General features: G+C 62.0%; 16 protein-coding genes. 12 read left to right on the top strand and 4 right to left on the bottom strand.

What is annotated here, in order from left to right:
• Positions 1 to 20: 20 nt before the first annotated feature.
• The 4 genes from ACK2VC_RS07605 to ACK2VC_RS07590 are packed head-to-tail and all read left to right on the top strand — an operon-like array spanning position 21 to position 3,035.
• Positions 21 to 533: an RNA polymerase sigma factor gene (locus tag ACK2VC_RS07605; protein WP_486732991.1), complete on the top strand. Its 513-nt coding sequence runs from the start codon at positions 21 to 23 to the stop codon at positions 531 to 533.
• A gap of 1 nt (position 534) precedes the next feature.
• Positions 535 to 1,302 carry an anti-sigma factor family protein gene (locus ACK2VC_RS07600; protein ID WP_486732990.1) on the top strand — a complete coding sequence of 256 codons (768 nt, stop codon included), beginning with the start codon at positions 535 to 537 and terminating at the stop codon, positions 1,300 to 1,302.
• Positions 1,303 to 1,350: 48 nt separating this feature from the next.
• Positions 1,351 to 2,331: a protein-methionine-sulfoxide reductase catalytic subunit MsrP gene (msrP, locus tag ACK2VC_RS07595; protein WP_486732989.1), complete on the top strand. Its 981-nt coding sequence runs from the start codon at positions 1,351 to 1,353 to the stop codon at positions 2,329 to 2,331.
• The gene (locus ACK2VC_RS07590) at positions 2,328 to 3,035 is read left to right on the top strand and encodes a protein-methionine-sulfoxide reductase heme-binding subunit MsrQ (protein WP_486732988.1); all 708 of its coding nucleotides are present in this window, start codon (positions 2,328 to 2,330) and stop codon (positions 3,033 to 3,035) included. The genes msrP and ACK2VC_RS07590 overlap by 4 nt, the downstream gene beginning before the upstream one ends.
• 133 nt (positions 3,036 to 3,168) lie before the next feature.
• On the opposite strand, the gene lysA is transcribed toward ACK2VC_RS07590, so the two are convergent.
• Both lysA and lptM read right to left on the bottom strand, forming a co-directional pair.
• Entirely contained in the window at positions 3,169 to 4,458 is a 1,290-nt protein-coding gene (lysA, locus tag ACK2VC_RS07585) for a diaminopimelate decarboxylase (RefSeq protein ID WP_486732987.1), read from the bottom strand.
• Positions 4,459 to 4,460: 2 nt separating this feature from the next.
• Positions 4,461 to 4,700 (bottom strand): LPS translocon maturation chaperone LptM, encoded by a 240-nt coding sequence (gene lptM, locus ACK2VC_RS07580; protein WP_486732986.1) that lies wholly within the window; start codon positions 4,698 to 4,700, stop codon positions 4,461 to 4,463.
• A gap of 41 nt (positions 4,701 to 4,741) precedes the next feature.
• Between lptM and cyaY the strand changes: the two genes are divergently transcribed.
• A complete protein-coding gene (cyaY, locus tag ACK2VC_RS07575; RefSeq protein ID WP_486732985.1) occupies positions 4,742 to 5,080 on the top strand; it encodes an iron donor protein CyaY in 339 nt (112 codons plus the stop codon).
• Between the two features lie 14 nt (positions 5,081 to 5,094).
• Here the strand turns inward: cyaY and ACK2VC_RS07570 are convergent, their stop codons facing one another.
• Positions 5,095 to 7,449 carry a penicillin-binding protein 1A gene (locus tag ACK2VC_RS07570; protein WP_486732984.1) on the bottom strand — a complete coding sequence of 785 codons (2,355 nt, stop codon included), beginning with the start codon at positions 7,447 to 7,449 and terminating at the stop codon, positions 5,095 to 5,097.
• 313 nt (positions 7,450 to 7,762) lie between these two features.
• On the opposite strand from ACK2VC_RS07570, the gene ACK2VC_RS07565 reads away from it, so the two are divergent.
• From ACK2VC_RS07565 to ACK2VC_RS07535, 7 genes are all read left to right on the top strand, one after another.
• Positions 7,763 to 8,845, top strand: coding sequence for a pilus assembly protein PilM (locus ACK2VC_RS07565; RefSeq protein WP_486732983.1), 1,083 nt, complete (start codon positions 7,763 to 7,765; stop codon positions 8,843 to 8,845).
• Positions 8,842 to 9,453 (top strand): PilN domain-containing protein, encoded by a 612-nt coding sequence (locus ACK2VC_RS07560; RefSeq protein WP_486732982.1) that lies wholly within the window; start codon positions 8,842 to 8,844, stop codon positions 9,451 to 9,453. The genes ACK2VC_RS07565 and ACK2VC_RS07560 overlap by 4 nt, the downstream gene beginning before the upstream one ends.
• A gap of 15 nt (positions 9,454 to 9,468) precedes the next feature.
• Positions 9,469 to 10,125, top strand: coding sequence for a type IV pilus inner membrane component PilO (locus tag ACK2VC_RS07555; RefSeq protein ID WP_486732981.1), 657 nt, complete (start codon positions 9,469 to 9,471; stop codon positions 10,123 to 10,125).
• Positions 10,122 to 10,664 carry a pilus assembly protein PilP gene (locus ACK2VC_RS07550; protein WP_486732980.1) on the top strand — a complete coding sequence of 181 codons (543 nt, stop codon included), beginning with the start codon at positions 10,122 to 10,124 and terminating at the stop codon, positions 10,662 to 10,664. The genes ACK2VC_RS07555 and ACK2VC_RS07550 overlap by 4 nt, the downstream gene beginning before the upstream one ends.
• Positions 10,665 to 10,702: 38 nt before the next feature.
• Positions 10,703 to 12,841 carry a type IV pilus secretin PilQ gene (locus ACK2VC_RS07545; protein ID WP_486733194.1) on the top strand — a complete coding sequence of 713 codons (2,139 nt, stop codon included), beginning with the start codon at positions 10,703 to 10,705 and terminating at the stop codon, positions 12,839 to 12,841.
• 141 nt (positions 12,842 to 12,982) lie between these two features.
• The gene (gene aroKB / locus ACK2VC_RS07540; protein ID WP_486732979.1) at positions 12,983 to 14,647 is read left to right on the top strand and encodes a bifunctional shikimate kinase/3-dehydroquinate synthase AroKB; all 1,665 of its coding nucleotides are present in this window, start codon (positions 12,983 to 12,985) and stop codon (positions 14,645 to 14,647) included.
• Position 14,648: 1 nt separating this feature from the next.
• The gene (locus tag ACK2VC_RS07535; RefSeq protein WP_486733193.1) at positions 14,649 to 15,794 is read left to right on the top strand and encodes a deoxyguanosinetriphosphate triphosphohydrolase; all 1,146 of its coding nucleotides are present in this window, start codon (positions 14,649 to 14,651) and stop codon (positions 15,792 to 15,794) included.
• Between the two features lie 292 nt (positions 15,795 to 16,086).
• On the opposite strand, the gene hpf is transcribed toward ACK2VC_RS07535, so the two are convergent.
• On the bottom strand, positions 16,087 to 16,437 hold the full coding sequence (hpf, locus tag ACK2VC_RS07530) for a ribosome hibernation-promoting factor, HPF/YfiA family (protein ID WP_486732978.1): 351 nt from the start codon (positions 16,435 to 16,437) through the stop codon (positions 16,087 to 16,089).
• Positions 16,438 to 16,503: the final 66 nt, after the last annotated feature.

The following is a 16,503-nucleotide window of genomic DNA, read 5'->3' as shown; positions in this document are numbered from 1 at the left end:
GTCTTGCGCGCGTTCCGCCGATGTCCGACTTTACCCACGATCTGGCTTTGCATATCCCGCGTTTGCGTCGCTACGCGCGGGCGTTGACGCACAATGCGGCGTGGGCCGACGACCTGGTGCAGGACACCATGGAGCGCGCGCTGAGCCGGCGCTGGCTATTCCGCTGGAACAGCAACCTGACCGCCTGGCTGTACACGATGTTGTACCGGCTGTACTTGAACGACGCGGCGCGCGCGCAGCGGCTGCGGCTGGTGGCCGAGGAGCAGGCGCCGGAAGCGGTGGCGCCGGGCGACCCGGAACTGCAGTTCGATCTGCAGCGGGGGCTGGCGCGACTCAGCGCCGAGCATCGGGCAGTGCTGGTGCTGGTGGCGCTGGAGCAACTCAGTTACAAGGAGGCGGCCGCCGTGCTGGGGATTCCGGTCGGCACCGTGATGTCGCGCCTGGCGCGCGCGCGCGAACATCTGCGCCAGTTGTATGGCGAGGCTGCTACGGCACCGTCCGCTGCGGCGGCGCCCCTGACCCGGATCAAATGAGATGAGTACCGATACCGTGAGCGAAATGGAATTGCACGCGTATGCCGACGGCCAGTTGGATCCGGCGCGGCGCGCGGCGGTCGAAGCGTATCTGGCCGCGCATCCCGACGCCGCCGCGCAGGTGCGGCAATGGCGCGCCCAAGCCCAGGCGTTGCACCGCGACTTCGACCATGTGCTGAACGAGCCGATTCCGCAGCGCCTGGTGCAGACGCTGTATCGGCGCGTATGGCCGCAGGGGCTGGCGGCGGCAATCGCCTGGCTGGCCTGTGGTTTGACCGCTGGCTGGTTCGCGCACGGCATGTTGCCGGCGCCAGGGGGCGGCAGCGCGGCCAGCGCTTCGGCGCGCTTCGCGCACCAGGCACTGCTCGCACATGTCACCTATACCGCCGAGCAAGGCCACCCGGTCGAAGTGCCGGCGCAGCAGGAAGCGCATCTGGTGGCCTGGCTCTCGAAACGGCTGCAGATGCCGATCCGGGCGCCGGACTTGAATGCGCAGGGCTTTGCGCTGTTGGGCGGCCGCCTGCTGCCGGCCGACGGCATGCCGCTGGCGCAACTGATGTACCAGGCGGCCGACGGCCAGCGTCTGACCTTGACGATCCGGAATGCCACCCATCAGCCGCGCACGGCGGGCTTCAAAATCATGGAGCAGAATGGCAATAGCGCGTTCTATTGGATCGACCGCGATTACGGCTACGCCTTGTCTGGCAGCATCGACAAGGCGCGCCTGCTGGATATCGCCAGCGCGGTGGAGCGCCAGCTCAATCCTTGAGGAACATCCCCGCGGGAGCGGGGACATCACTTGTCACACGGAGCAATCATGTTGATCAAACGCAATCCCAACGGCATCGATCTGCCGTTCGCCTCGGAAATCACGCCGCGTGCGCTGTTCGAGTCGCGCCGCACTTTCATCAAGCAAGTCGCGCTCGGCTCGATCGCCGGCGGCGCCCTGCTGGACCTGTCGCTGCGCCAGGCTTTCGCCCAGGCGCCGGGCGCGCAGAAGCTGGCGGCCGCGGCCAATCCGGCCTATGTGGTGATGGACAAGCCAACCGCTTACAAGGACGCCACCACTTACAACAACTTTTACGAATTCGGTACCGACAAGGCCGATCCCGCGCAAAACGCCGGCAACCTGAAAACCCGGCCCTGGACCGTCGCCATCGAAGGCGAGGTGAAGAAGCCGGTCACGCTCGACATCGACGGCTTGTTGAAGCTGGCGCCGTTGGAAGAGCGCCTCTATCGGCTGCGCTGCGTCGAGGGCTGGTCGATGGTGATTCCGTGGATCGGCTATTCGCTGGCGCAGTTGATCCGCAAAGTCGAGCCGACCGGCAACGCCAAGTACGTCGAATTCGTCACGCTGGCCGACAAGAAGCAGATGCCCGGCTTGCGCAGCCCGGTGCTGGAGTGGCCGTATGTCGAGGGTTTGCGGCTGGACGAGGCGAACCATCCGCTGACGCTGCTGGCGCTCGGGATGTACGGCGAAGTGCTGCCGAACCAGAACGGCGCCCCGGTGCGAATCGTGGTGCCGTGGAAATACGGCTTCAAGTCGGCCAAGTCGATCGTCAAGATCCGCTTCGTGCGCGAGCAGCCGCGCACCGCCTGGAACATCGCGGCGCCGCAGGAATACGGCTTCTATTCCAACGTCAACCCGGAGGTCGACCACCCGCGCTGGTCGCAGGCGAGCGAACGCCGCATCGGTGAAGACAGTTTCTTTTCCAGGAAGCGCAAGACGCTGATGTTCAACGGCTATGGCGACGTCGCTTCGCTCTACAGCGGGATGGACTTGAAGAGGTTTTTTTGAAGCCCGCCGAGTTGGCCGCGCGCGACGCGCTGCCGGCGTTTTACCCGACTCCGCGTCAGCTTGCCGGGATCAAGGCGGCGCTGTTCCTGCTGGCGCTGCTGCCGTTCGCGCGGCTGGTGGTATTTGCGCTGGGCGACCGGCTGGGCGCCAATCCGATCGAATTCATCACCCGCAACACCGGCGACTGGACGCTGTACCTGCTGTGCCTGACGTTGGCGGTGACGCCGCTGCGGCGGCTGTCGAAATGGAACTGGCTGATCAGGCTGCGCCGCATGCTGGGCCTGTTCGCGTTCTTTTACGCCGCGCTGCATTTCACGACGTTCCTCTGGTTCGATCACTTTTTCGACTTGCAGGAAATGTGGAAGGATGTCTTGAAGCGCCCCTTCATCACGGTCGGCTTCTCCGCCTTCGTGCTGCTGATTCCGCTTGCGGTCACCAGTACCAATCGCATGGTGCGCCGGCTGGGCGGCCGGCGCTGGCAATGGCTGCACCGGCTGATCTACCTGATCGCGCCGCTGGCGATCCTGCATTTCTGGTGGATGAAGGCCGGCAAGCACGATTTCGCGCAGCCGATCCTGCTCGGCACAATCGTCGCGCTGCTGCTGCTGGCGCGGGTCTACTGGTGGTGGGCGCGGGTGCGGACGAACCAGCGGGCGGCCACTCCCGCCGCGCTGCACGGAGCGCGGCGCAATCCCGGGACTTGATGCGGCGGGCCCAGCCAGTGGCTGGGAGGGGCGCGCGTGATATCCTATACTCCCGGCGCAATGCCTAAATTCCGGCCGTATAGTGGTCGTCTTTGCATCATACTACCGAAACAATCGGGTTGCTTGAAGTGGCTCAGTCTGCTGGCAGCAGCGATTCCAGCGCAAACAGCTCGCTCGGCGCTTCGCGCCGCCGCACCAGGTGCGCCTGCGCGCCATCGACCAGCACTTCCGCCGCCCGCCCGCGCGTGTTGTAGTTGGAGGCCATCGTCATGCCGTAGGCGCCGGCCGACATGATCGCCAGCAGGTCGCCGGCCTCCAGCGCCAGCGTGCGCTGGCGCGCCAGCCAGTCGCCCGACTCGCACACCGGACCGACCACGTCGTACACCTGCGGCTCGGCGCTGCGCTGCCGCACCGGCTGCACGCCGTGCCAGGCCTGGTACATGGCGGGGCGCATCAGGTCGTTCATGGCGGCATCGACGATCGCGAAATTCTTTTCGGCGCCGTGCTTCAGGTATTGCACCTCGGTCAGCAGGATGCCGGCGTTGCCGACGATCGAGCGCCCCGGCTCGAACAGCACCTTGATCGGCGCACCGCCGTATTTTTCGCTGCGCCAGGCGTCGACCCGGGCGAACAGCCGCGCCAGGTAATCGCCGACCGCCACCGGCCGCTCGTCGTCGTAGGTGATGCCTATGCCGCCGCCGATGTCCAGGTGGTGCAGCGCGATGCCCTCGGCCGCCAGCCGGTCGATCAGTTCGATCACCTTGTCCAGCGCTTCCAGCAGCGGCGCGTCGTCCAGCAGCTGCGAGCCGATGTGGCAATCGATGCCGACCACCTCGATGTGCGGCAGCGCCGCCGCGGTGCGGTAGCAGGCCAGCGCGTCTTCGTAGGCGACGCCGAATTTGTTTTCCTTGAGGCCGGTCGAGATGTACGGATGGGTCTTGGCATCGACGTTGGGATTGACGCGCAGCGACACCGGCGCGCGCCGGCCCATGGCGCCGGCCACTTCGTTCAGCCGGTGCAGCTCGGGAATCGATTCGACGTTGAAGCAGGCGATCTGGTGCGACAAGGCCAGCCGCATTTCCTCGCGGCCCTTGCCGACGCCGGAAAAGATCACCTTGCGCGGATCGCCGCCGGCCGCGATCACGCGCAGCAGCTCGCCGCCGGAGACGATGTCGAAACCGGAGCCGGCGCGCGCCAGCAGGTTCAGCACCGCCAGGTTCGAGTTCGATTTGACCGAATAGCACACCAGCGCCGTATCCTCGCCGCGGCCATGGGCGCGGCAGGCGTTGGCATAGGCGCCGTAATTTTCCAGCAGCGCGGCTTTCGAATAAATGTAGGTCGGCGTGCCGAATTGCGCGGCCAGCGCCGGCAACGGCATCTCTTCGGCGTGCAGGACGCCGTTCTTGTAAGCAAAATGCGACATGGTCAGAGCGGTTTATTGGTTGGCGGGAGCGGGGGAACGGGCAGCGGCGCTGGCGTCGGTGCGACTTCTGTTGCGGGCGGCTTGCCGGCCGCCGGAGTGGTCGCCAGCGGCGCCGGCCGCACCGGCATGTAGAGCGGCCCCTTCTGGCCACAGGCGGCCAGCAGACTGGTCAGCGCCACCGCGCACAGTATGCTGCGCAGCGCGGCGGAAGCGCGCCGCGCCGGATCAAGGGAAGGCTTCACGTTTACAATCGCTGTTTTTGGAAAACTGACCGGAGTGTAGCATGACGGAATCTGAATTCCTGGCCTGCGCCGAAGCCACGCTCGACGCTCTGGAAGCCGCCCTGGAGCGCGCAGCCGACGCCAGCGGACTCGACCTCGAATGCAGCCGCAGCGGCAATTTGCTGGAGATCGAATTGATTGAACACGGCAGCAAGATCATCGTCAACAGCCAGGCGCCAATGCAGGAAATCTGGGTGGCGTCGAAAGCCGGCGGCTTTCATTACCGGCGCGCCGGCGCGCGCTGGATCGATACCCGCAACGGCACCGAACTGTGGGCGGCGTTGGGGCGGATGATCAGCGCCCAAGCGGGCGTGCCGCTGACGCTGGAGGTACTTGGCTGAAGCGGCGGCCGCGCTCAAAACAATTCGTTCTTCACCGCCTCGCGCGCTTTTTGCTCTTCCGGCGTGCCGGTGCCCAGGTCCGCCAAGCCGATGGTGCGTACGCCACTGCCTGGCGGATACTCGGCGTAATAGTATTCGCCATTGGCCTGCAGCAAGCCGTCCGGTATCGGGCGCTCCGCGCTCGGCACGTTCTTCAATGCTGTTTGCATGTAGGTGATCCAGATCGGCAATGCCAGGCCACCGCCGGTCTCGCGGTTGCCCAGATTTTTCGGCTGATCGAATCCGATCCAAGCAATCCCGACCAGGTGCTGCTGATAGCCGGCAAACCAGGCGTCGAAGGAATCGTTGGTGGTGCCGGTCTTGCCGGCCAGATCGGTGCGCTTCAAGGACATTGCCTTGACGCCGGTGCCACGTCGCACGACGTCCTTCAGCATGCTGTCCATCAGGAAGGCATTGCGCGCGTCGATCACCCGGTTGGCTTCGTCGCCGGCCTTGTCGGGCGTGACTTCGGATAGCGCGTTGCCGCTGGCGTCGGTGATCCTGGAAATCAGGTAGGGATTGATCTTGTAGCCGCCGTTGGCGAACACCGAATAGGCGCCGGCCATCTGCAGCGGCGTGACCGCGCCCGCGCCCAGCGCCAGCGTCAGGTAGGCTGGATTCTTGTCGGCCTCGAAACCGAAGCGGGTGATGTACTCCTGGCCGTACTTGGCGCCGATCTTTTCCAGGATGCGGATCGAAATCATGTTCTTCGACTTCATCAGGCCGGTGCGCATCGTCATCGGGCCGTCGTATTTGGCGTCGTAGTTTTTCGGCTCCCAAGCCTGACCTCCGGTCTGCCCGGCGGAGAAGCTGATCGGCGCGTCGTTGATGATGGTGGCCGGCGACAAGCCCTTTTCCAGCGAGGCCGAATAGATGAACGGCTTGAACGACGAGCCCGGCTGGCGCCAGGCCTGGCTGACGTGGTTGAACTTGTTGCGGCTGAAGTCGAAGCCGCCGACCAGCGCGCGGATCGCGCCGTCGTCCGGGCTGAGCGCGACGAAAGCCGACTGCACTTCCGGCATCTGCGTCACGCTCCAGTGCGCGCCTTCCTGCATCACGCGGATGATGGCGCCGCGCCTGACCTGGCGGTTGGGCGGCGCTTTTGCGCTCAGCAAGTTGGTGGCGAACGCCAGGCCGTTGCCGCTGATCTGGATTTCCTCGCCGGATGAGAGCACCGCGCGGATCAGCTTGGGCGTGGCTTCCAACACCACCGCGGCGACGATGTCGTCGCTGTCGGGATGGTCGGCCAGCTCGACTTCAATCGCACTGTCGGCATCGTTCTTGTTGGCCGGGATTTCCATGTAGCCTTCCGGTCCGCGATAGCCGTGGCGTTTTTCGTAATCCATCACGCCGCGTCGCACCGCCAGGTAGGCCGCATCCTGGTCGGCCTTGGTGATGGTGGTAAACACATTCAATCCGCGCGTGTAGGTTTCATCCTTGAACTGGTCGTACACCAGCTTGCGCGCCATTTCGGCGACATATTCGGCGTGTACACCGAACTCGGAGCTGTCGGTCTTGACGTGCAACTCTTCTTTCTTGGCCTGCTCGTATTGCGCATCGGTGATGTAGCCAAGGTCGTGCATGCGTTGCAGGATGTATTGCTGGCGCGCCTTGGCACGCTTCGGATTGGCGACCGGATTGTAGGCCGAGGGGGCCTTCGGCAGCCCGGCCAGCATGGCGGCTTCGGCGATGCTCAAGTCCTGCAGCTTCTTGCCATAGTAGATTTGCGCCGCCGAGGCGAAGCCGTAGGCGCGCTGCCCGAGGTAAATCTGGTTCATGTAGACCTCCAGGATCTGATCCTTGGAGAGCGTCTGCTCGATCTTCCAGGCCAACAACGCTTCATAAATCTTGCGTTTCAGGGTCTGTTCGCTGGACAGGAAGAAATTGCGCGCCACCTGCTGCGTGATGGTCGACGCGCCCTGGCGTGCGCCGCCGGAAAGATTGTGCAGTGCAGCGCGCACGACGCCGATATAGTCGACGCCGCCGTGTTCGTAAAAGCGGTCGTCCTCGATCGCCAGCACCGCTTTTTTCATGATTTCCGGCACGTCCTTGATGCGTACCATGTCGCGCCGCTCCTCGCCAAATTCGCCGATCAGGACGTTGTCCGCGGAAAAGATGCGAAGCGGAATCTTCGGCCGGTAATCGGTCAGCGTATCGATTGCCGGCAGATTCGGATAGGCCATCGCCAGCATGAAGCCGATCAGCAGCGCGCCGCACAGTCCCAGTCCGAGCAGGGTGCCAACCAGGCCGAAGCCAAGTCGTAGTACCAGGGAACGGCGTGGTGCGGGCGCGCCACGAGACGAATTTTTAGCCGGGTCTTGAGAAGCCATGCAGGAGAGGAGAGTCAGCGATAGTGGTGGAACGCATTATAGCGGCTCAAAACCGCGTCAAAGGTCGGTGCGGACGGCGCCACCCGACATGACCAATCATGCCCGCAGTGGGGTTTTGGCAACGGATTTATAAATTACCGGGTGGAAATTCCTTTACACTTTCCAACGCTTGTTGCTACGATTTAATGTAACGTTTGACGAGTGCGGTCTAAATACTGGTTTTTAAACGTGTTTTATGACGGCAAGCGGTGATTTGACCAGTATTTTCGGTATGCGTTCCCAGTAAGAAATACGTTCCTCGGAGAATCTCCCCTTGACTCTAGATGTTCGATCGTTGATTGGCAAAAAAAATCCGCCACTGATCGGGCTGGATATCAGCACGTCCAGCGTCAAGCTGGTCGAACTGGCGGAAGCCGGTAAAAACGAGTTGCGTCTGGAACGCTTCGCCTCCGAGCCATTGCCGCGCGGTGCGGTGGTGGATGGCAATATCGAAAACATCGAACAAGTGTCTGAAGCCGTGCGCCGGGTCTGGAAAAAAAGCGGGTCGACCGCCAGATTGGCGGCGCTCGGCATGCCGCCGGCAGCGGTGATCACCAAAAAAATCATCTTGCCGGGTGGCCTGTCGGAAGACGAGCTCGAAGTCCAGGTGGAGAGCGAGGCCAGCCAGTACATCCCATTCGCGCTGGACGAAGTCAGCCTCGATTTCGACGTCATCGGGCCGGCGCAGAATGCGCCGGAGGATGTCGAGGTGTTGCTGGCGGCAACCCGCAAGGAAAAAGTCGAAGACCGGGTGGCCGTGGCACAGGCGGCCGGTCTGAAGCCGGTCATCATGGATATTGAATCGTATGCCGCGCGCGCGGCGGTTGACCGCCTGGTGGCGCAGTTGCCAAAAGGCGGCCAGGATCAAATCATCGCGCTGTTCCAAATCGGCACACAACTGACGCACATCTCCGTACTGCTGGATGGAAATGCGATCTACGAGCGTGAGCAGCCTTTCGGCGGCCATCAACTGACCCAGGACATCGTGCGCGCGTATGGCTTGTCCTACGAGGAAGCGGACGCCAAGAAGCGTTCCGGCGATTTGCCGGATGGCTATCAACAGGAATTGCTGAAGCCGTTTCTGGAGAATGCCGCGCTGGAAGTCACGCGCGCCATCCAGTTTTTCTTCACCTCGACCCCTTATACCAAGATCGACCAGATTTTCCTGGCCGGCGGTTGCGCAATCATCCCCGGCCTGGTGGACGTCGTCGCCGAGCGCAGCAGGATTTCTACCTCGGTGGTCAGCCCCTTCAAGGGCATGCAACTGGCTACCAGCGTGCGCGAAAAGCAGCTGCGCAGCGAGGCGCCGGCCTATCTGGTGGCATGCGGGCTGGCGCTGCGGAGGTTCGAGCGATGATCAGGATCAATCTGCTGCCGCATCGGGAAGAGAGGCGTAAGCAACGTCGCAGCGCTTTTTTTTCGATGCTGTTATTGGCCGCCATCCTTGGCAGCCTGGTGGTGCTGGTGGTCGGTGGCGTGATCGGCAACCGGATTTCGGCCCAGGATCAGCGCAATAACTTCATCAAGGCGGAAAACGCCAAGCTGGACCAGCAAATCAAGGAAATTGCCACGCTCAAGCAGGAAATCGAGGCGCTGAAGGCGCGCCAGCAGGCCGTGGAAGATTTGCAGGCCGACCGCAACCAGCCGGTGTATCTGATGGACGAACTGGTCAAGCAGGTGCCGGAAGGAATCTACCTGAGCGCGTTCAAGCAGAACGGCCAACGGATTCAGGTTACCGGCGTGGCGCAATCCAACGAGCGGGTTTCCGAACTGCTGCGCAATTTCGGCAACCATTCACCTTGGCTGGAACGTCCCGACCTGATTGAGATCCGCTCGGCCGCTCTGGGCCAAGGCAAGGACGCCAAAAAGATCTTCAACTTCACCATGACGGTTGACATCAAGCGCCCACGCGACCAGGACAGGGCCGACTCCGGCGCGGCCCAGGCTGCCACGAAGAAACCCTGATATGAAAGACGTGTCATGGCAGATATGAAAAATGTGGGCAGCGCGCTGGCTGCCCAGTTCCGCGATCTGGATGGCCGCCATCCCGGCCAATGGCCGCTGGTGCCGCGCCTCCTGTGCGGGGTCGGCGTGTTCGGGGTCGTGCTGGCACTCGGCTGGTATGCATACTGGAGCGACCAGCTTGACACGCTCGATTTTGGCGCCCAGCAAGAACAGAAACTGAAAGAAGACTATAGATCCAAGGTGCAGCAGGCCATCAATCTGGACGGTTTGCGCAAACAGAAGGAATTGGTCGGACAATACGTCGCCACGCTGGAAAAACAATTGCCGAACAAGGCAGAAATGGATGCCTTGCTGTCCGACATCAACCAGGCCGGCCTGGGGCGCGGTCTGCAGTTCGAGCTGTTCAAGCCAGGTCAGGTGGTGGTGAAGGATTACTACGCCGAACTGCCGATTGACATCAAGATCAGCGGCAATTATCACGACATCGGCGCCTTCACCAGCGATATCGCCAACCTGCCCCGCATCGTGACGCTCAACAGCATGAACCTGGTGGCCGGCAAAGACGGCAACCTGGCGCTGGAGGCGGTCGCCAAGACCTTCCGCTACCTGGATCTGGACGAAGTCGCGGCGCAGCGCAAGGCCGCGGCGCAAAAAACGGGAGCCAAGAAATGAACCGTTCCCGCCTGCTCCAGGCCTGTTCCATCGGCTTACTGGCCTTGTTGCTGGCCGGTTGCGGTGACGATGGCGTACCCGAAGTCAGGCAATGGATGGCTGAAGTCCGGCAGCAGACCCGGATCGTCGTTCCGAAATTGTCGGCGCCCAAGACATTTACGCCATTCGCCTATGCCGGCGCGGAGGGGATCGATCCCTATAACGCGAAGAAAATGGCAGCAGCATTTGCCAAGCTGCAGGCGGTCGGCGGCAATGGCATCAAGCCGGATCTGCAGCGCCGCCGCGAACCGCTCGAGAGCTATCCGCTGGATACCCTGCACATGGTTGGCACTTTGGAAAGAGGCGGACTGCGCTACGCGCTTTTGCAAGCCGACAAAATGGTGCTGCGGGTAAAGATTGGAAATTATGTCGGACAGAATTTCGGCATGATCACCAACGTCTCCGAATCCGCAGTCGAACTAAAGGAAATCGTCCAGGACGCGTCCGGAGACTGGATAGAGCGTCCCGCCAGACTAGAGTTGCAGGAGACCAACAAATGATGGCAATTGAACCCAAGGCCAACCAGATCGGAGCGTCGATGCGTACATGGGCAAGACATGCCGTCCTGACTGCATCGCTGGTGATTTGCGGTAGTGCACTGGCCCAGGAAAACGCGATCGAATCGGTGGTTGCCAACCAGCAGGGCGCCAATACCATCGTCCGGATTGGCCTCAAGAATCCGGTCAGCAAGCCGCCGCTCGGTTTCGCCATTACCAGCCCGGCCCGCATTGCGCTGGATTTTGCCGATACTGGTAACGCCACTGGCAAATCGGCGCAAGAGATCGGCCTGGGCGACGTGCGCAACGTGAACCTGGTACAAGCCGGCAACCGTTCGCGGCTGGTATTCAACCTGAATCGGCCGCTGAATTACGCCACCGCGATCGACGGCAACACGGTGGTGGTCACAATCGACGGCTCGGGCGGCCTCGCCACCGCCGTCAATGCCAGCGGAATACCGGTCGTTGCTGCCGCCGGGACGCAGCCGGCAGCGGCCGCGCGGGCATTGCGCGACATCGACTTCCGGCGCGGCGCGGCGGGCGAAGGGCGGGTCGTGGTCGATTTGCCGAACAGCCAGGTCAACGTCGATGTGCGGCAGCAGGGACCGTCGATCGTGGTGGATTTTTTCAAGGCCAGCTTGCCGGACGTGTTGCGGCGCCGGCTCGATGTCGGTGACTTCGGCACACCGGTACGTTCCATTACCACGACCCCGCAGGGCGACAATGTGCGGATGGTGATCGAGCCGAAGGGCTTGTGGGAACACAGCGCCTATCAAAGTGATTCGCAACTGGTGGTTGAAGTCAAGCCGATTACCGAAGACCCCAACAAGCTGACCCAGGGTACGCAGGGTTATCGCGGCGAAAAACTGTCGCTGAATTTCCAGAACGTCGAAGTGCGTGCGGTATTGCAGGTGATTGCCGACTTTACCGGTTTGAATATCATCACCAGCGACACCGTGAACGGCAACCTGACGTTGCGCCTGAAAGACGTGCCGTGGGATCAGGCACTGGATATCGTGCTGCAGGCCAAGGGTCTGGACATGCGCAAGAATGGCACGGTGCTCTGGATCGCGCCGAAAGACGAATTGCTGACCAAGGAAAAGCTGGAACTGGAGCAAAAGGCGCAGATTGCCGATCTGGAGCCGCTGAAAACCGAAACCTTCCAGTTGAATTACCAGAAGGCGGAGTCGTTCAAGCTGGTATTCGGCCTCGATGGCACCAGCGATACCAAGAATCGCATCCTGTCCAAGCGCGGCAGCGCGGTCATCGATCCACGGACCAACCAGCTCTTCGTCACCGATATTCCATCCAAGCTGGAAGACATACGCACGCTGGTGCAAAAGACCGATATTGCCTCTCGCCAGGTATTGATCGAGGCGCGCATCGTCGAGGCCGACGACAAATTCAGCAAGAATCTGGGGGCCAAACTGGGGTTCACCGATTTGCGCACGTTGAGCGGGAGCACCACTGGCTATGGAATTGGCGGCGAAAACCGGGTCGCGTTGACAGGCAACTATCTTGGCGTCGGCGAACAAACCGGCCAGGCCAAGGTGACGGAGGGGAGCTTCATTCCCAACTCGCAGTTCGTCAATCTGCCGGCCGCCAACATCAACGGCCTCAACCCCGGCAGCTTGGCGGTTAGCCTGTTCTCGGCTGCCGCCAATCGTTTCCTGAATCTGGAAATCTCCGCTCTGGAAGCCGATGGCAAGGGCAAGGTGATCTCCAGTCCGCGCGTGGTGACCGCCGATCAATTGAAGGCGCTGATCGAGCAAGGTACGGAATTGCCGTATCAGCAGGCGACCAGCAGCGGCGCCACCTCGATCGCTTTCCGCAAGGCCAACCTGAAACTGGAAGTGACGCCGCAAATTACCCCGGATGGCAACGTCATCCTCGATGTCGACGTCAACAAAGACAGCGTCGGCGACGAAACGCGGGCCGGTTTTGCAATCAATACCAAGCATGTGAAAACCCAGGTATTGGTTGAGAACGGCGGTACCGTGGTTCTGGGTGGCATTTTCCAGCAAGAAGAGCGCGATTCGGTGGCGAAAGTACCGTTCTTTGGCGATATTCCGGTGTTCGGGCATCTCTTCAAAACCACCGGCCGCACCAATAACAAGACGGAATTACTCATTTTTATTACGCCCAAAATCGTTGCCAGCAAGATGGCGGGGCGTGGCTAAAAAAGCTGAAAGGAGTTGAGCGGACACGGCCGAATAATCGGCTCCAGGATTCTTTCGAAGGACCTCGTCTGCCGCCAAAAACAATATCCGTGACAATGTAAAGCCGGGCTGGGCCCGGCTTTTTTGATGCACAATAGATGGATGTCATCAAACAACATATTTCTGATCGGCCTGATGGGGGCCGGCAAAACCACTGTCGGCCGCGCGCTGGCGAAAAGACTCAACAAGCGATTCGTTGACTCCGACCATGAAATCGAGGCGCGCACCGGCGCTTCGATTCCGTGGATTTTCGAGATCGAGGGCGAGGAGAGTTTTCGCCAGCGCGAGACGGAGGTCATCCGCGACCTCACCGCGGAAGACGGAATTGTGCTGGCCACCGGCGGCGGCGCGATACTGCGCGCACAAAACCGCGCATACCTGAAAAGCCGCGGCACGGTGATTTACCTGCGCGCCAGCGTCAACAGCATCCTGCAGCGAACCAGCCGCGACCGCAATCGGCCGCTGTTGCAAACCGCCGATCCGCGCGCCCGGATCGAGGAACTGGCACGGGAACGTGAGCCGTATTACCTTGAAATCGCCGACCTCATCATCGAAACCGGCCGCCCCAACGTGCAACTTCTGGTGCAGTCGATTCTCGGCCAACTCGATATCATTACGCAGCAAGGCGCCGCACCGGCGGCTCAGGCGCAACCTTTGACAGAACCACGCATGGCACAATCGTCCTCACCGCTCTCGCTGCAGGTTGCACTCGGCGAGCGCAGTTACCCGATCACGATCGGACGATCGCTATTGTCCGACGTCGCCCAGCTCGGTCCCCATATTTGCGGCAAGCGGGTGGCGGTCGTGACCAACACCACGGTGGCGCCGCTGTACCTGGAGCAGGTGCGGCACACGCTGGCGGCCGCCGGCAAAGAGATCGTGCAGATCGTGCTGCCGGACGGCGAGGAAGAAAAGAACTGGTCCAACCTGATGCGCATCTTCGATACCCTGCTGGCGGAAAAATGCGATCGCAAGACCACTCTGATCGCGTTGGGCGGCGGCGTGATCGGCGACCTGACCGGGTTTGCCGCGGCGTCCTATATGCGCGGCGTGCCCTTCATCCAGATCCCGACCACGCTGCTGGCGCAGGTCGATTCCTCGGTCGGCGGCAAGACCGGGATCAACCATCCGCTCGGCAAGAACATGATCGGCGCCTTTTACCAGCCGCGCGCAGTGCTGGCCGACACCGCGACCCTGGATACGTTGCCGGCGCGCGAGTTGGCTGCCGGTCTGGCCGAAGTGATCAAGTACGGCGTCATCATTGACGCCGTGTTTTTCGACTGGATCGAGGCCAATATCGGCAAGCTGGTGGCGCGCGATGCGGCGGCGCTGGCCTATGCAATCCAGCGCTCGTGCGAGATCAAGGCCGACGTCGTGCGCCAGGACGAGCGCGAAGGCGGCTTGCGCGCGATCCTGAATTTCGGCCATACCTTCGGCCATGCGATCGAGAACGGGCTGGGTTACGGTCAATGGCTGCATGGCGAGGCGGTCGGCTGCGGCATGGTGATGGCGGCCGGTCTGGCGCAGCGGCTCGGGTTTGTCGACGTCGGCGCCAAGGATCGGATCGCCGCCCTGGTGCGCGCCGCCGGCCTGCCGGTGACGGCGCCGGACCTGGGTGCCGGACGCTGGCTGGAGCTGATGCAGGTCGACAAGAAAAACGAGGGCGGAGAAATCCGTTTCATTTTGCCCAAGCCGCTCGGCATGCCGCTGATCACCACGGTGCCGCGCGCAGCCTTGCTGGCGACGCTGCAGGCCAGTGTCGGCTGAGATGGGCTCGCCGGCGCCGCTCGCTCCGTATGCTGCCAGCCCGGCGACTTCGCGCGGGCGCCGCCTGCATGAGCCGGCGCCGGCCACGCGCAGCGAATTCCAGCGCGACCGCGACCGCATCATCCATTCGACCGCGTTTCGCCGGCTCGAGTACAAAACCCAGGTATTCGTCAATCATGAAGGCGACCTGTTCCGCACGCGCCTGACGCACAGCATCGAAGTGGCGCAAATCGCCCGCTCGATCGCGCGCAACCTGCGCCTGAACGAAGATCTGGTGGAGGCGATTTCACTGGCGCACGATCTCGGTCACACGCCATTCGGCCACGCCGGGCAAGATGCGCTGAACGCCTGCATGAAGGACTTCGGCGGCTTCGAGCACAACCTGCAAAGCCTGCGCGTGGTGGATACGCTGGAACAGCGCTATGGCGCCTTTGATGGCTTGAACCTGACCTTCGAGACGCGCGAAGGCATCCTGAAGCACTGCTCGCTGGCGAATGCGGTAAACCTGGCGGAAATCGGCCAGCGCTTCATCGACCGGAAGCAGCCGTCGCTGGAAGCGCAGCTGGCCAACCTGGCCGACGAGATCGCCTACAACAACCACGATATCGACGACGGCTTGCGCTCCCGCCTGCTGTCGGTGGGGCAAATGGGAGAGATCGATTTCTACGCGCGCCATCAGCGCGAGGTCGAGAGCCAATTCCCCGGCATCAACGGCCGCCGCGCGATCCATGAAACCGTGCGGCGCATGATCAACGCGCTGATCATCGATCTGATCCGGACTTCGCAGGAGCGGATCGATGCGGCCCGGCCGCAGAGCGTGGACGATGTGCGCAACGGCGCGCCGCTGATCGCATTTTCGGAGCGGATGAGCAACGAGGCAGTGCAGTTGAAGCGCTTCTTGCGGGAAAACCTGTACCAGCATTACCAGGTCAATCGCATGACCAGCAAGGCGCGCCGCATCGTCACCCAGCTGTTCGACGCCTTCATCCGTGAGCCGACCCTGCTGCCGCCCGACTACCAACTGCCGACCCAGGCCGCCGAGCGGCTGCCGCAGCAAGCGCGCCAGGTGGCCGATTACATTGCCGGCATGACCGACCGCTATGCGATGCGCGAGCATCGCCGGCTGTTCGTGGTGGACCAGATCTGAGCCGGCATTCCGGGCGCCAAGGCGTGTGGCATGCTTTTCGTTGCGGCCGGAGTTCACCATCGCGCCTGGTAACGGATGCGCCTTTGCCGACGCATATACTCCTATGCCAGATCTCTACTTCCGCTCTATATTAGAGTGCTATTTGTGCATACTCCAGGTGTTTGGGCGCGAAGGCAGGGATTTGTCCCGGCGGCGCAACGACCGGCAAGAAGGTCGGGATGCAAAAAGGGCGCCGACTGCGCCCTTGACTGATGGAGTCCTGCCGGCAGGCCGACAGAGCTTGTGCCGGAGATCACTCGGGCAGCGGCTGCGCTTCCGGCAGGTTCTTGATGGTGCCGTGCTGATGGTCCTGCAGCTTGGTTTTGTACTTGATCACCTGGCGGTCCAGTTTGTCGATCAGCAGGTCAATCGCGGCGTACAGGTTCTCGGCGATGCTCTCCACATGCAGGTCCTTGCCTCGCAGTCGGAGGTTGACTTCGGCTTTCTGGCTTTTTTCTTTTTCGGCAATTCGGTCGACGGTCAGGATGACAGCGATGTCGATCACATGGTCAAAGTGGCGTTTGATGCGTTCCAGCTTGTTTTTCACGTAGGCTTCAATGGCGGGGGTAAGTTCGAGGTGACGTCCACTGATGGTGAGATTCATACAGCACTCCTATGGGTGGTGTCGCTGGCGGTTCGCGGTGTATCTGCGCAATGATCCATTTCTACG

The organism is Herbaspirillum sp. WTB6 (genome assembly GCF_057457785.1).
The sequence above is the reverse complement of the archived record's forward strand: the minus strand, read 5'-3'. Positions and strand labels throughout refer to the sequence as shown.